The 14,904-nt window shown below is 40.7% G+C and carries 7 protein-coding genes and 2 pseudogenes; 6 read left to right on the forward strand and 3 right to left on the reverse strand.

Annotated features, from left to right (window positions below; translation table 11 throughout):
* Window positions 1–3: 3 nt before the first annotated feature.
* Window positions 4–1,323 (reverse strand): MFS transporter, encoded by a 1,320-nt coding sequence (locus tag FTV37_RS08810; RefSeq protein WP_078188554.1) that lies wholly within the window; start codon window positions 1,321–1,323, stop codon window positions 4–6.
* A gap of 177 nt (window positions 1,324–1,500) precedes the next feature.
* Here FTV37_RS08810 and FTV37_RS08815 point away from each other — a divergent pair, with 177 nt between their 5' ends.
* The 6 genes and pseudogenes from FTV37_RS08815 to rapA all read left to right on the forward strand — a co-directional run bounded on the left by FTV37_RS08815 (window position 1,501) and on the right by rapA (window position 14,035).
* Window positions 1,501–4,242, forward strand: a complete 2,742-nt coding sequence (locus tag FTV37_RS08815; protein WP_180063552.1) for an autotransporter assembly complex family protein — start codon at window positions 1,501–1,503, stop codon at window positions 4,240–4,242.
* A 21-nt stretch (window positions 4,243–4,263) separates the two neighbouring features.
* The gene (locus FTV37_RS08820) at window positions 4,264–8,784 is read left to right on the forward strand and encodes a translocation/assembly module TamB domain-containing protein (protein WP_180063553.1); all 4,521 of its coding nucleotides are present in this window, start codon (window positions 4,264–4,266) and stop codon (window positions 8,782–8,784) included.
* A gap of 338 nt (window positions 8,785–9,122) precedes the next feature.
* Window positions 9,123–9,453: pseudogene (locus FTV37_RS17875) on the forward strand (IS3 family transposase); the annotation flags it as partial.
* Window positions 9,454–9,573: 120 nt separating this feature from the next.
* On the forward strand, window positions 9,574–10,278 hold the full coding sequence (locus tag FTV37_RS08825; protein ID WP_180063554.1) for a phosphopantetheine-binding protein: 705 nt from the start codon (window positions 9,574–9,576) through the stop codon (window positions 10,276–10,278).
* A 133-nt stretch (window positions 10,279–10,411) separates the two neighbouring features.
* Window positions 10,412–11,056, forward strand: a complete 645-nt coding sequence (locus tag FTV37_RS08830; protein ID WP_180007926.1) for an RluA family pseudouridine synthase — start codon at window positions 10,412–10,414, stop codon at window positions 11,054–11,056.
* A 141-nt stretch (window positions 11,057–11,197) separates the two neighbouring features.
* The gene (gene rapA, locus FTV37_RS08835; protein WP_180012337.1) at window positions 11,198–14,035 is read left to right on the forward strand and encodes an RNA polymerase-associated protein RapA; all 2,838 of its coding nucleotides are present in this window, start codon (window positions 11,198–11,200) and stop codon (window positions 14,033–14,035) included.
* A gap of 111 nt (window positions 14,036–14,146) precedes the next feature.
* Here rapA and FTV37_RS08840 read toward each other — a convergent pair whose 3' ends face one another.
* Together FTV37_RS08840 and FTV37_RS08845 are read right to left on the reverse strand one after the other, a co-directional pair.
* Window positions 14,147–14,584 (reverse strand): hypothetical protein, encoded by a 438-nt coding sequence (locus FTV37_RS08840; protein WP_180063555.1) that lies wholly within the window; start codon window positions 14,582–14,584, stop codon window positions 14,147–14,149.
* Between the two features lie 229 nt (window positions 14,585–14,813).
* A pseudogene (locus tag FTV37_RS08845) lies at window positions 14,814–14,904 on the reverse strand (IS5/IS1182 family transposase); the annotation flags it as partial.

Genomic DNA, 14,904 nt, shown 5'->3' on the forward strand with positions numbered 1-14,904 from the left:
GGATTAATCCTCCAGAGAGACTTGCGTAGTTTGAAGCAAAGGTTTGATGCGTAATAGCAGCCAAATACAAAAAATTGCACTGAGCACTGCGGTTATACAAAAAAGTATTTTAATATCAATCTTTAAAACACTCAGAATGATAATTGAAAATATAGCAGAAGATACCATAAATACCGCATTTAAAATGTTGTTTGCGGCAACGACTCGCGCACGATGTGAGCGTGGGGAGTAAGCTTGCATCATTGCATAGAGTGGAACGATGTAAAATCCGCCACTAATGCCCAATAAAGTCACGGCAATCATGACATGGTAATAGCCCCAACCTTGATGAAAAACTTCTGAAAGGGTAATAAGTGGGCCAGTTTGAGTAGGGACGAGGGTCAAACTAAAGGCTAAATACAGTGCAAATACCGTTAAACCTACAGCACCGATGGGAACCATCTTAATATTGACTTGAGTGCCGCCCAATTTACGACAAAGTAATGAACCCACGCCTACACCGACAGAGAAAAAAGTCAATAGCAAGCTAACGACATTTTCAGAGGCATGTAGGTTTTGCTGGGTCATTTGTGGAATTTGAGTGAGGTAGGTAGCACCATAAAACCAATACCACGAGTTCCCCAATAAAATAGTAAAAATTAGCGGCAAACTTTTGGCATATTTCATCGTTTGGTAACTGGTACGAAAAAAGTTCCAATCGATTTTTAAATCAGGTGTTGTGACATTTTGCTTAAGAATAAAACGACTGGTGATATAACCTAAAATGGCGATGGTCATTACCGTCAGGCTGATCCACATTAAATTGCCTTGAGATGAAGCAATCACTGCACCGCCCAAAATCATCCCGAATAAAATTGCCATGGATGTTGCCGATTGGAAGAGCGCATTGCCTGACATCAGCTCATTGGGCTTTAAAATTTCAGGCAAAATTGCATATTTGATTGGACCAAAAAATGTCGAATGGGTCCCCATCAAAAATAAAGCCAGCAACAATAACCATAAATGACCGGTCAGAAAGCCAATACTGCCGATGATCATGATGATAATTTCTAAAATTTTGATGCCACGGACAAGTTGTGAACGTTCAAACTTATCTGCGATCTGTCCCGCTGTCGCTGAAAAAATAAAGTAGGGTAAAATAAACAATAATGCAGCCAGATTGTTTAGCGTGCTGATGGGTAATGCCTGTTGTTGGATTAATCCATAGGTAATGACCAACAATAAAGCCTGTTTATAGACATTGTCATTGAGCGCCCCAAAAAATTGGGTCAAAAACATAGGCAGGAAACGGCGTGTACCTAGCAGATGTTCGTTGTTATTCATAAGCGTCTTGCTACATTAAGTTTTATTAAGAAATGTGAGTGATTGGTAAAATCTCTAAAAAAATCATGTAATATGTTTTTGAGTTTGGAGATGGCGAAAAACCAATAGATATAAGATCTTTAGCTCTACATCTGGTTGACTAAGTCCATTACATAATGAAATTTGTTAGAGTTTGCTATGCCTGCAAAAATCAAGTTTAAAAAAACAATGCTTCATCACAGTATGGCTCACTGCATACGACAGCATCATAGCAATAAAAGTCTATATATGAGCATCTTTTTGACCTTGTGTGCTCAGCATAGTTTCGCCCAAACTCCCGCAGAAACGGTTCCAACATCTACCGATACAAAAGCAGAGATTGTTGCTGAAATCAAGGATGAGGCTGTAAAGCAAGGGCTATCGACGCCTGAAGCAATTGAAAAAATTGAAAATATAAATGAACCAGAAGAATCTGTTGATAGCATGAAAATGCTGCAAGAACAGCAGCAAGCAGGAACACAACTACAAGAATTTAAACCCATTGAGTTCGAAGATTTAGAAAACTTACCCGTGACACCTGTTGATCAAAACATGGCGAATGAAATCTTCCAAGTTGCTGAAGAAGCCAAACGTCAGGCGCAGGAGTACCGTGCGACACAACAAACAGAGGTTGCTGTTGCGGACATTACCCAAAAAGAGTTAACGGAAATTAACCAAGCGCCAGTCAATATTGATCAGCTCATGAGTGAAATTCGCTCTGATAATGAAATTACTGCAACACAAAATGAAAATGCCAGTACTCTGCAAGTGCTGAATAATCCAACTGTGGAAGATGATGCAGAGCCAGGTATTTTTAAGCGCTTATTATATAAAGTACGTCCGCCACGTCAGATGAATACGGCAAAAGTGCCACGAATTAGTGCGGATGTTGAAATTACCTCAGCACATAATACCAGTCAGACTTCGAGTAAGGCTTACGGTGCGGCGCTGGAAGATCTCAAAGCCAATATTAAAGGCAAGCTTTCAAGTTTTACTCAAGAGTCTTTTAGCGATTTTCCATCGGCTTTGCCTCAATTACGCAGCTTGTCCAATCAAGCTGCACAAGCTGTAGGTTTTTATCAGTCAGAATTCAAATTTGAAAAAGTGTCTGATAGTAAAGTTCGTGTATTGGTTACACCAAATACGCCTGTGCAAATTCAAAAGCAAAATATTGAATTTTCAGGGGCTGGAGCAAATCAAGCTCAGTTTCAGGTGATTGGTGTTTTACCAGATCAAGAAGAAGGTGACATTCTTAATCATGGTGAATACGAAACGACGAAAGGCCGAATTAATGATGCAGCAACTAATAACGGTTATTTCGACTCGTACTGGCGTTTGCACGATGTAAAAGTGGCGCAACCACAAAATACAGCCGATATCAATTTGCGATTTGAAACGGGTGAGCGTTATAAGCTGGGCGAAGTCGAATTTCGAATGAGTGATCCGAATGCAGAGTTTCCATTGGATCGCGATATTTTAGAAAGTTTGGTGACGTGGAAAGACGGTGCTGACTATACTTTCTGGCGTGTGAATGGTTTGGCTAATAACTTGACCAACTCTCGCTATTTTAACTACACCTTGGTTGATGCAATTCGACCAGACCCGATTGAAAAGCCACTTGAACTGCCCCCGGATATTCAAACCTTGGTTGATCAAAATCAGTTGTCTGAAAGTTCACAAGTGGTGAAAGACAAAACTGAAGTGATGTCGAATAAAGAAGTGACGCAAAAAGTGGTCGATGAAGACCAATTTGCGGGGGTGAATGATGCAGAGCAACCATCTAAATTACGCAGTTTGCAAGATACGCAAGACGCCAAACAAGAAGAGCAAGAACGCTTAAAAGCCCAAGTACGTGAAGATAAAAAAGTCCCTGTGATCGTGACACTGAATGCAGACAAGCTGAATAGTGCAGAAATTGGTGCAGGTTTCGGTACCGATACAGGTACACGTGTTCGTGGACAGTATCGCCGTGCAATCGTGAATAGACGCGGTCATTCATTTGATGCCAACATGGAAGTATCCAAAATCCGTCAATCGATTGATGGTCGCTATAACATTCCATATAACCATCCATTAAATGACTATGTCAGCTTAGTCGGTGGTTATGAACGTGAAGAACGTGATGATGTCGGTCAAGGTGTTAATCTTTCCATTGAATCTGCTGTAGCGGGTGTGGACCGGATTATTAAAAACCCCCGTGGTAGTTGGCAGCATACCTTTGGTTTACGTTATCGTTTGGACCGTATTACTGATGACGGACTTAATCCTAGTGATGACATTCCAGATGCATTCTTGGTGAATACCAACAATGAACAACAGTCCTTGATGTTTGGCTATGAAATTTCTCGAACCGACTCTGATAAACGTGTGAATCCGAGTAAAGGGATCAAGCAAACCTATAAAGTTGAAGTCGGAAGTGAAAGCTTACTTTCAGATGCTGATATGGCGATCTTGAATGCGGGCTGGCGCTTTATTTATTCGTTGGGTGAAAATGATAATCACCAAGTCGTTGGGCGCAGTGATTTAGGTTATATTCTGACAGAGAACTTTGATAAAGTTCCTTATAACTTACGCTACTTTACCGGTGGTGACCAAACCATTCGCGGCTTTGACTATAAGAGTTTAGCGGCCGAAGAAAATGGCTATAAAATTGGTGGTCAAGTCTTGGCAACGGGTTCATTAGAATATAACTACCAATTTAAAGAAGGCTGGCGTGCTGCGGTCTTTAGTGACTTTGGTAATGCGTACGATAAAGACTTTAATACACCGACTGCATATAGCGCAGGTGTGGGGATTCGTTGGGCTTCTCCAATTGGCCCAATTCGTTTAGATGTCGCTACTGGACTTTCTGACGACAGCAAACCAATTCGTTTACATTTCTTTATTGGTTCACAATTATAATTTTTAGGTGATGTGTTTTTTATGACTGAACAAGAACAGCAAGAACCAGAAAACGAAACGCCGGTAGAGCAACTGCCGAAGAAGCGTCGTATTCTTCGAAGTGTCATTTTGACCTTCGTGTTCGTGCTTATCTTTTTGGTGGCTGCATTGGCGGTCATGTTCTCTACAGACAAAGGCAGTAAGTTTTTACTTGACCGTGTTCTGGAACGTCAGCAAATCATTCACTATGAATATGAAGGTGGTAACCTGTGGCGGGGCATTATTCTACGAAATGTCCTCGTTACGCTAAAACCTGTCGATGTAAAAATTGACCGTGCCGATATTACACTCGGTTGGCGCGCCATTATTAATAAAGAAATTCATTTAAATAAGGCAGATGTTAAAAATCTGCAAATTATTACCAAGACCCCACCTAGCGATAAACCTTTTGTATTTAGTGTAATCCGTTTGCCGTTCGTACTTCGTGTCGATCATGCAGATTTAGATCATATGTTGATTAAAACCCATAGTTCAGGTGTGGATTTTTATGATATTGAATTAAATGAAGCGCTTTGGTCAGGGACGGAATTAAAATTTGAAGATACCCGTATGGATATGGGCTATTTATCTGTGCGCCAAGCGTCTGGGAATATGAAATTTGAAGGCAAGTATCCGCTAAATGCTGTGGGGATTGTCAACTTACCTTCACTACGTGAAAGCTTGAACATTCATGATATTCAAGTGGTGGCTAAAGGATCTCTTGATACGATTCAAGCTGGTGTGGCAACTCATACCCCAGATCTTTTAACTGGTTGGGCTGTGGTTCATCCAATGCGTCCACATGTTCCAATGTTTGGTGCACTCAAATTTAAAAACTATCATTTACCTTTACTGACGGAGCAAAAGCTTTTTGCTAAAAATGGTCTGGCAAAATTCAAAGGGGATATTCAGCGTCTTAATTTAGATTTAGACACGGACCTGAGCGGTGCCAATATCCCTGAAGGTAAATATACTGCGCTCATGAGTACGGACTTGGTCAACCAACTTGATATTACTAACCTAAATGGACAAGTAATGGGCGGCGCTGTCAACTTGGGTGGCGTGGTGAGTTGGAAAGATCAGGTCACTTGGGATGTAAGCGGTCGTTTAGATAAAATTAATCCAAAACATAAGCTGATCCCGCAGGTGGTTCAAGATTTTCTACCTGTAAATTTAAACAGTAAGATTGCGTCTAAAGGGACCCTTGAAAAAGGCATGCACCTGACGGCGTTGGTGGATTTTGACCAATATGAAACTTGGAATTTAAAACTCGATCAAGCGCCGGCCAAAAATAATAAAGCTCAGCCGATGCTGATGGATGTGTCTTGGAAAAATATAGACCGTGCAGTGCCATATGTTGGATGGTTGAGTAGTGATTCGGGCAATGTGCAATTGGCGCTTACAGAAGGTCAGCAGAATATTAATGTGGCGACCACAGTGTCAAGACATGAAAAAGGTGCTCTGCCTGCTGGACAATATCAAGCCAAACTGAATCTGAAAAATAACAATCTCAATGTCCCTGCCTTTAGTTATGTGGCCGACAAAGGTCAGCTCAAAGGTAATGCAGTTGTAGAATTGCCTGATCAAAAACGTATGCTGAAATGGCAAGCCAATGTACAAGCACAGCAGTTCAATCCGCAAACCATCGTAGCTGCTGCGCCTGTCGATCAAATTACAGGGTCATTAAAAGCCAATGGTTATGCAAAACCAAATCAACAGATTATTCAGCTGAATAATATTGATTTGTTAGGCCGACTAGCACAGCAAAATGAAACGGTTCATTTAACAGGTAAATCTACTGCTGCGCTGACTTTCCATGATGAGAAACAAGGTGGAGGCTTTAAAGCTTTTGCTGTGAATTATAATGGTGGCCTCAATGCAAGCCAAGTTGCCGCAAGTAAAGGCAGTTTGATTTTCAAAGTATCGGGTACACCTGAATTAATTAAAATAGCCGAGCTACGTCATGATGGCGTGGCAGGTAAAATTTCTGCCAATGGACAAGTTTTACTACAAAAAGCCATTGGTTGGGATATCAATGCATCACTGGTGCATTTTAAGCCGCATTACTTTGCCTCAAATGTACGGGGTGAATTATCTGGAAATTTAAAAACCAGTGGTGTGTGGTCAGATACGCTAAAACGTATTCAAATTGAACGTCTGAATTTGGCAGGTATGATCAATAACAAACCTGTCCGTGGTCAAGGTAACTTGGCGATGGTGATTAATTCAAATCAATCTGGTTTTATGCCAAAACAGTTTGAAGCGAATAATTTACTGTTGGCTTATGCCAATAACCAAATTCAAGCCACAGGTAATGCACAAAATTTACAATTGAAAATTAATGCACCGGCATTATATGAAATTTATGCAGGCCTACGTGGACGTGCTTATGGCTACTTAAATGTTCAAGCACAACCACGACTGCAAGCATCTGCCAATATCGCAATAGATGATTTTGCTTTTAATAATTTATTCAGTGTGAAAAAAATACGGGTGCAAGGCGAGTTGCCAACTTCTGCGACTTCACCAAGTTTATTAACGGCAACGATGGATAATTTACGCAGTAACAACCGTGAGATTGTGAAAGGTCAAATTTCACTAGCAGGAACACGTAATGCGCATTTATTAAAAGTCAGTGCTGAAAATAAATTATCAAAATTTTATGTGCAGTTAGCTGGTGGTTTTAACGCACAAAATAATTGGCTTGGTCAGATTCAAAAAGGCGATTTTGACTCCTTACGTACCCGTCTTGTGCAGCGTCAAAATGCATCGATTATTTACAACACTGCACAGTCTGACTTATTTGTTGGCGCACATTGTTGGATGAGCCAGCAAAGTGAATTATGTTTTGATCAGCCGATTCGTGTGAATAAAAACCGCGGCAATGTATCCTTTGTGACAAAGAACCTAGACTTAAATGATTTTGCAGCATTTATGCCTGAAGGCCTGGCGATCACGGGTAAAGTGAATGGTTATGCGAAAGCGTCTTGGGCGAAAGGTGCAAAACCTAAAATTGATGCACGTTTAGTGACTCGTGACGGTTTACTCGGTTTAGCGGCTGAAGATCCACAGTATTTAGCATCCACTTTAAAATATGATGAAGTAGGTTTGATTGCGAAAAGTGTCACTGAAGGGCTACAAATTCGACTCGATACCAAAGCTCCTGATATTGGTACAGGTTATGCCAATATTATTATTGATCCGTATAAAGCCAATAAACCGATCCGCGGTGAAGTGGCCTTTAACCAAGTTCAATTGAAAATCTTAAAACCATTTATACAAGATGTCCGTTCAATGGGCGGTACGGTGTCTTATGCGGCAAAAATTAGCGGAACATTGTCACAGCCTTTAATGGATGGTGAGATTCGAGTGAAAAATGGCTCGATTAGCATGATTTCATTACCTGTGAACTTGACCAATATTCAGTTGTATTCTGCTGTACGTCAAAACCACGCGACGATTGATGGTGCATTTAATAGTGGTCGTGGTGTGGGCAAATTAACCGGAAATATTGACTGGAAAAATGATCCACGTATCCAGTTGAATTTAACGGGTAATGAAATGTTGGTCCGTCAAGCACCATTGATCACCGCTGTTGTAACGCCTGATTTATCATTAGATGTGCTGCCTTTCAGTAAGAAATTAACATTAAAAGGTAAAATTGATGTGCCGCGCGCATTGATTTCGATGCCGGAATCTTCTGCAACAGTGGTTGGGGTATCTTCAGATGTACGTGTGGTACATGAAGGTGATAACCAACTTGAGATCTTAAAATCGGCACGTCCTTGGGATATTCGCGCTGACGTACAGGTGAACATTGGTAATCAAGTGATTTTCCAAGGTTTTGATAGTCGAATTCCACTGATTGGTCGTTTGAATTTGACACAACGTGGGTTAGAAACAACAATGCGTGCCAATGGTGCAATCGGTGTTTCTCAGCGTGTGAAAATCGAAGCTTATGGTCAAAGTCTGGACTTGAACCGTGCGATTGCCCGTTTTAATGGGCCATTGGCGAACCCTACTTTAGATATTGATGCCAATAAAGCCGTTCAAGGCAGTACCGTTGGTGTTCGTGTGACGGGTACAGCATCAAGTCCTGCAATTCAGGTGTATAACGATGCAGGTCTATCTGAACAAGAAGCCTTAAATGCCTTAATTACAGGTCGTATCAATGAAGGAAGTTCAGGTTTAAGTCAGGCGGAAGGTTTCCGTTCTGATGTGAACAACACGATTGCTGCTGCCGGTATTAGTATGGGCTTGGGTGGTACACGTGCATTGACCAACCAAATTGGTCGTACATTTGGTCTGAGTGGTTTGGCACTAGATGCTCAAGGAACAGGGGATGATACTCAGGTTTCTGTGACGGGTTATATCACACCTGACTTATTCATTCGTTATGGTGTCGGGGTATTTACACCAGTGAATAAACTGACCTTACGTTATCAAATGAATCAACGTTTGTACTTGGAAGCGAGTCAGTCTTTAGAGCGTGCAATTGACTTGTTTTATAATTGGCGTTTCTAAGGTGTTGAATTATAAGTGATAATCTAAGGTTTTAATAAAAATTCTTGTTTATGGCTGATCTAATAATTTTTAGACTAGACAAAAATAGGTCTATAAAGCGGTTTTGTGTAACACAACCCTTTAAGAAAGATCCTACAATCATACATATTTGAAGTGCTTAAAGCGGGTGTAGAGCTATTAAAAAATAAAAGAGGTGTGTTTCCACAAACAGTAGCTCAAACAATTGGCCTCAAAAAAGTATTAAATTTGTTGAGAGAAGGATCAGGAAATTTGGACAATTGACATAAGTATATTTGTCTCCCTAAATGATGTTGTAAACATCAATATATCAGTATTTTATGGCACATGGACCAAGAAGAAATCATTCAAATGATTTTAAAGCTAAGTGAGCATTTGCTGCGATTAAAGCGGAAAAACACTTGTTGAATTAAGTGCTGAATTTGATTTTATCAAAACCAAATTATCGACTGGGAAAATCAATTGATCGCAGCTTCATTGCAAGCTTTCGATCAATTAAAAGCTCTTATAGAACTGCAAATTGATCTAAAAAAAACTACATGCAAAAATCGGCGAGCAGGCATGAAAAAGTGATTTTTCAGAAGGTGTGTTGAAGAAAATGGGGCGCTTCAACCACAAAAGTTAATTTGCAGCTCACTTCAAATTTCAGTTTTAGTTGTCCAACAAGTGAAATCACCTCCAAGTACATCATCATAAGATGAAAGCCACTTTGAGACTCGGTTCTGCGGTAACATAACAGTTGTTCTAACATAAGTTTTGTACCGAGCCCGTATGCTTTACCCAATGCCTAAAAAAATCCAATTTGCACCTTCTCAAGCGAAATGGCAGCTGTCATCAACACAGTCGGTATTGGTGCTGGTTGGTTTACAAAATTTACGCATGCAGCAGGGCATACAAGATACGCAGCTGATGGAAAATTTGATCCAACTGACCAATAAAGCCAAAGCCTTAGAGATTCCAATTGTCGATTTATATGGTGATGATTTACTTCAAGGCATGCAGCAGCTCGGTGAATATGCAACAACACACCCGCAGCTCATCTTTGCAGGGCAAATCACGCCTATGCTGAAACAGATCTTGCCGCATCTATATAGCGTAACAGAGCAAATCTGTATCGTTGATGATGCGATTGCGATGAATAATCAGGAGCAGCATATTCAGTGGGTGGACTCCTTGTCATGCCAAGGTATCCATCATATGAGTAGTTATAATTTGATGCGGCTTTGGAATCTGTCAGCGCCAACGGAATTCGTTTTGTCAGCCAAAGGCATATTATTGGCTATTGCAGAGCAGCTAGATATGGACGCTTTGGAAATAGATCCCTTAACCGATTTACGCAGTTATGGGCTTGATTCCGTTGCCATGGTCAGCTTAATTGGTTTGTGGCGTGCCAATGGTGCAAACATCCGTTATGAAGACTTTTTAGATGGTGCAAGTTTAAAAGCATTGCTAGAAAAATTGCTCAATACAGATTAAACAAAGCCAATTGGAATTATTTTTGTTCTAAATCGGAAAATACGTCGGGAAATATAGCTTTGTGCATTGTAATTGTTGGCTAAGCTTTTTATTATTGCCGCCTTGTTTTTCGAGATCAGAACTGGATTGAACTTTGAGTAATTTTCTAACCGAACACCTGATACATCGTGACACTGACTTTATGGTGATCCATAAACCAGCAGGTTTACTCACAGTTCCGGGAAAAACAGCAGATTTACAAGACTGTGTTATCAATCGATTATTAAAAATTGAACCGAATACCTTGCTCATCCATCGTTTGGATCGTGATACCTCAGGTATTTTGGTTTTTGCATTAACCCGTCAAGGGCAAAATCGAATTTCACGCCAGTTCCAAGAACGTCAAACTTCAAAAACATATCAGGCATTGGTTGCGGGTACGCTCGAAGGTGAAGGTACTGTCGATGTACCGGTCATATATGACCCAGAACATCCGCCACTGCATATTGCCGATCCTGCACACAATAAGCCTGCGCTTACGCATTGGAAAGCCACTGAACATTTTGAGATTCAGGGGCAAGCCGTAACACGTGTAGTTTTAACTCCTATTACCGGTCGATCACATCAGCTTCGCGTTCATATGCAATATTTAGGTCATCCTATTGTTGGTGATACTTTGTATGCAACACCTGAGCAACAGAAGCTGATGCCGCGCTTATGTTTACATGCTGAGCGTTTAAGTTTTAACCATCCTGAAACAGAGCAAACAGTGGAATTTCACTGTCCTGTCCCATTTTAGGAAAATCATTTAAATCCCTAAGAATTCTGCTCACTATTTAGTGGGCTTTATGTCAAAATATATTGCTTTATGGTCTAGATTTTTGCTCAAATAACGTTCACAGTTTGAGCATAATATTTTCAGACCGAACTTGAGAAAAAGGTGGAAAAATTGCAGCAGTTTGCTATTGGTCAACGTTGGTTATCAGATACAGAAACGGAACTGGGTTTAGGTGTTCTTATTGATGTTGATGAGCGATCGGTCAGCATTTTATTCCCAAAAAGTGATGAAACTCGTGTCTATGCCCGTCACAATGCACCTTTATCTCGTATTGTTTTCAATGTAAATGACGAAGTCCAAGACCAAGAAGGTCAAATTTGGATTGTCGAATCTCTTGAAGACCGTGGTGGCGTGGTTCGTTATAACGCGGTACGTAAACTTGCCGATGGCACAGAAGAGCGTAAAGCACTGAATGAAACACGTATTGGTGCAAGTATTCAGTTAGCAAAACCATTAGATCGTTTGCTTGCAAGCCAAGTGGACTATAAAGAATGGTATGACCTGCGTATCGAAGCACTGCTTCTTCAAGCCAATATGAAGTCTAGCCCTCTACGTGGCTTGGTAGGTTCACGTGTGGGTCTCATTCCACACCAACTGTATATTGCGCATGAGGTTGGTAAACGTTTTGCTCCACGTGTATTACTTGCTGACGAAGTTGGTCTGGGTAAAACCATCGAAGCAGGTCTGATTATTCATCAGCAACTCAAAACGGGTCGTTCAGAACGTATCTTGGTCTTAGTACCTGATTCATTGCAATATCAATGGATGATTGAAATGCGCCGTCGTTTCAATCTTGAGTTCTCATTATTTGATCTGACACGTACAGCATCGATTAAAGAACACGATCCAGATCTCAACCCATTCTTAACAGAACAATGCATCATTGCGAGTGTCGATTTGATGATCGACCATGATGACTTGCGAGAACAAGCCCTTGAAGCTGGTTTTGATTTGCTCGTGGTCGATGAAGCCCATCATTTAATGTGGTCAGAAGAAGAAGGCGGCAATGACCGTTATGACCTTGTTGAAGAACTTGCTGAAAAAACGCCGGGTGTCTTGTTATTAACAGCAACGCCTGAACAATTAGGTGTGGAAAGTCACTTTGCGCGTTTACGTCTGCTCGATCCACAACGTTTTAGTTCGCTTGATCGTTTCTTGGATGAAGAAGATCAGTATCACCAAACAGCTAAAATTGCTGAAGTGCTGATGTCTGATCTGCCACTCGAAGAAGGGCATTTGGCAGCGATTGAAAGCCTATTAGGTCATCGAATTACTGACGAGCCAGAACAACGCTTTCGTGCCATTCACGAGTTGTTAGACCGTCATGGTACTGGTCGTATTTTATTCCGTAATACACGTGAAGCGATTCAAGGCTTCCCAGGTCGTGACTGTCAGCCTGCGCCATTACCTGCACCTGAAAACTGGTCTAAAGATGGCAAGCTACGTGAACAAATGTGGCCTGAAGAAGCGCAGCTTGATGGCTCGTGGATGGAAACTGACCCACGTGTGATGTGGTTGATGGAACGTCTGCGTACAGACCTGAAACACAAAAAAGTGTTATTGATTGCACGCAGTGGTCCAGTGGTTGAGTCTTTAGAAAATGTACTTCGTTTGCATGCGGGTATTCGCACAGCGATGTTCCATGAAGGCATGAGTTTATTAGAACGTGACCAAGCAGCAGCTTACTTTGCTGAAGAGTCATACGGCGCGCAAATTTTACTCTGTTCAGAAATTGGTTCTGAAGGTCGTAACTTCCAGTTTGCATCGGACCTTGTGTTATTTGACTTACCTGCCAACCCAGACGTACTTGAACAACGTATTGGTCGTTTAGACCGTATTGGTCAAGAAAATCGTATTCAAATTCATGTGCCTTATCTGGTTGGTACTGCTCAAGAGCGTATGTTCCGTTGGTATAACGAAGCATTAAATATTTTCTGTAATATCTCGCCGACAGCGCAAACCTTACAAGAAAACTTCATCGTCAATCTGAAAGATTGTTTGTTGGCAGATAAAGGCCAAGAGTTTGAAGATTTGCTCGAAGCGGTGAGTGTACAACGTGAAGCACTTGAAGCTGAACTTCAAGAAGGTCGTGACCGTTTACTTGAGTACAACTCTTGCCGTCCAATCGTGGCGCAAGAAATTGTGACTGCACTTGAAGACTACGACGACAATACTACGTTACCAATGTTCATGAAGCGCTTCATGGCGTCGACAAACATTGATTTTGATGAGCAAAGTAACGGTACCGTGATCATCAAGCCAACGGATCAAATGCAAGTTCAAGGTCTGACTTTGGATGAAGAAGGTATGACAGCGACGTTCTATCGTGACCAAGCACAGATCCGTGAAGATGCTCAGTATTTAACACTTGAGCATCCATTCACTGAAAGTGTGATGGAAATGATTAATACACAAAGCTTTGGTAGTACTAACGTTGCTGTATTGAAATCAGCAGCTTTACCACAAGGTTCTGTGTTAATGGAAGTGTGGTTTAAAGTCGATGTCGTTGCACCGAAAGCACTGAATTTGCCGTCAAGTTTGCCACAACAGTTGGTTCGTGTATTACTAAGCGAAAAAGGTCAGGATTTATCGCAAAAAATTGCACCTGAAATTTTACGTCCTTATTTACATCATCTTGATGGCAACAGTTGCCGCCAAGTGGTTAAGGCGCGTCGTGATGTCATTGAACAGCGTTATACACAAGCACTTGAAATTGCGCGTGGTGCATTACCGGGCTTTAAACAACAAGCTAAAGAAATCTACGGTAGCAAATGGCAATATGAAATTGACCGTTTAACTTATTTGAAGCAGTTCAACCCAAGTATTCGTGAAGACGAAATTGCACGTTTACAAAAACTGCAAAAAGAAGGTTTAACACTGCTTGATGGTCTGGCGGTTACACCAGAAGCAATTCAAATTATGGTAGTGGTTAAGCCATAAGTTAAGAATCTTCAAAAAGCACCTTCGGGTGCTTTTTTTATGGCTAAAAATATAACTGCAAAATTAATCACGACAGATTTACGCTAAATCTAAGTTTTGTATTGTTTATTTTTAATCTAAATTGTCGACATCGGCATAAAAAAAGTAACTATTTTTCAGTAATTCTACAGCTTGATCAAAGTCTTCATGTTCATCCAACATATAAAATATGGCTTCGAGCTTTGTATAGTCCGGATGATTTTTTTCTAACTGAATTTGGATCGTACATTGGTCTGCTTGGCTGCGTGTTGCATAATGAGCAGTAAGTAAATCAAAGTTGATGTCATTGCATAGCGGCTGTTTTAAAGCAATGGCACCACAATAAGCATGTATTTCAGGTAATAAACGTAAGACTAAATCAGCCTCTTTGCTTTCCGCCACGATCAGCTCTGGGTCTGCGGTCTTACACAAGGCCAGAATTTCTGTTAACAGGGTTGAGTCATCTAGTGTATGGTCTAACACGATGACTTTTTGCGGTTGGGTTAAATCAAAGTCATTTATTAAAATCATAAAACCTCCTGAAAATAGAATGGTTATGCTTTATTTATCTGCGCTATATATATGTAGTTGTGCTACGTATTGAGTCTAAATATTTATAAAAATAGTTTTGAATAATGTGTTTAGTCTAAGAATGTTCTAAAGTTAATCATGTCGTAGAAATGCAACGTTTTTTGATTCGAAGCTCAGTTAAATACTGAAATTGTTAGGGTGTGTTGACATTTACAGCCGATAAATTGAGCTAAAGAGGCAACCATATAAATATACAAGCTAAAGCAACAGCGCTTTGATAGTTACGTTTTAGCTTATCGTATCTTGTGGCAATTCCTCTA

Source organism: Acinetobacter sp. YH16042 (assembly GCF_013417245.1).
GTDB lineage: Bacteria > Pseudomonadota > Gammaproteobacteria > Pseudomonadales > Moraxellaceae > Acinetobacter > Acinetobacter amyesii.

Coding starts and splice junctions, on each gene's coding strand:
- FTV37_RS08815 (WP_180063552.1), top strand. CDS start 1,501: ATGCCTGCAAAAATCAAGTTTAAAAAAACAATGCTTCATCACAGTATG.
- FTV37_RS08840 (WP_180063555.1), bottom strand. CDS start 14,584: ATGATTTTAATAAATGACTTTGATTTAACCCAACCGCAAAAAGTCATC.
- FTV37_RS08820 (WP_180063553.1), top strand. CDS start 4,264: ATGACTGAACAAGAACAGCAAGAACCAGAAAACGAAACGCCGGTAGAG.
- FTV37_RS08810 (WP_078188554.1), bottom strand. CDS start 1,323: ATGAATAACAACGAACATCTGCTAGGTACACGCCGTTTCCTGCCTATG.
- FTV37_RS08825 (WP_180063554.1), top strand. CDS start 9,574: ATGCTTTACCCAATGCCTAAAAAAATCCAATTTGCACCTTCTCAAGCG.